The sequence below is a fragment of the Janthinobacterium sp. ROICE36 genome (assembly GCF_002869965.1).
In the GTDB taxonomy this organism is placed as follows: domain Bacteria; phylum Pseudomonadota; class Gammaproteobacteria; order Burkholderiales; family Burkholderiaceae_D; genus Janthinobacterium.
On the sequence record NZ_PEBS01000190.1, the window covers coordinates 1 to 823 of the forward strand.

Below are 823 nucleotides of genomic sequence, written 5' to 3' on the forward strand. Positions count from 1 at the left end.
GGGTTCTGTCGCGTTGTTGATCAAACGGCGGAATTTTCCCGTAACGGCCAGTGCCCCTTAAACTGGACGGACCATTCCTGCCAAGGCATAAAATTGGTCGGCGAACGACCTTGTATCCACGCCGTCGATCGCGCACTGGTTCTTGTGGATCATGTGCATGAGCTCGATGCCGGCGAGCACGGAGCCGGCGGCGCGAAATGATTTGAAGTTGAGCATGGGCCTGGTAATCCGCTTGATGGCGCGATGGTCCTGCTCGACGATGTTGTTGAGGTATTTGACTTGGCGTACCATGATCTGCACGTCGCGGCCAGCGTCGATCGCATCGATCGTCGCCTTGTTGGCGCCGCTCTTGTCCATCGCGACCTTGTCCGGATCGCCGTTCGCTCCCATGGCCTTGTCGAAAAAGCGCTTCGCCGCAGCCATATCGCGTTTGGCCGTGAGCAGGAAGTCGACGGTCTTTCCCTCCTTATCGACGGCGCGGTAAATGCATTTCCAGACGCCTTTGACCTTTATGTAAGTCTCATCCATGCGCCAGCTGCCACCGACTGGGCGCTTGTGTTTCCGGGCCATCTTCTCGACCAAGGGCAGGAAACGAATCGCCCACTGATTGATCGACGAATGGTCGACCGACACGCCGCGCTCTTCCATCATCTCTTCCAGGTGTCGGTAGCTCAGCGGGTAAGCGACATACTAGCGGATGCAAACCAAGATCACGTCGATCGGAAAGCGCATCCCTTTGAAGTTGAGCATGTCGATTCGTCCAGCGTTCAAACACCGTAGTTTACCTGATCGACCCGCCGCCGAGCGCTAATGCGACAGAACC

Annotated in this window: 1 pseudogene; it reads right to left on the bottom strand. The window is 57.0% G+C overall.

Annotated features, from left to right (window positions below):
* Window positions 1-57: 57 nt before the first annotated feature.
* Window positions 58-750: pseudogene (locus CSZ94_RS27360) on the bottom strand (IS6 family transposase).
* Window positions 751-823 lie beyond the last annotated feature (73 nt).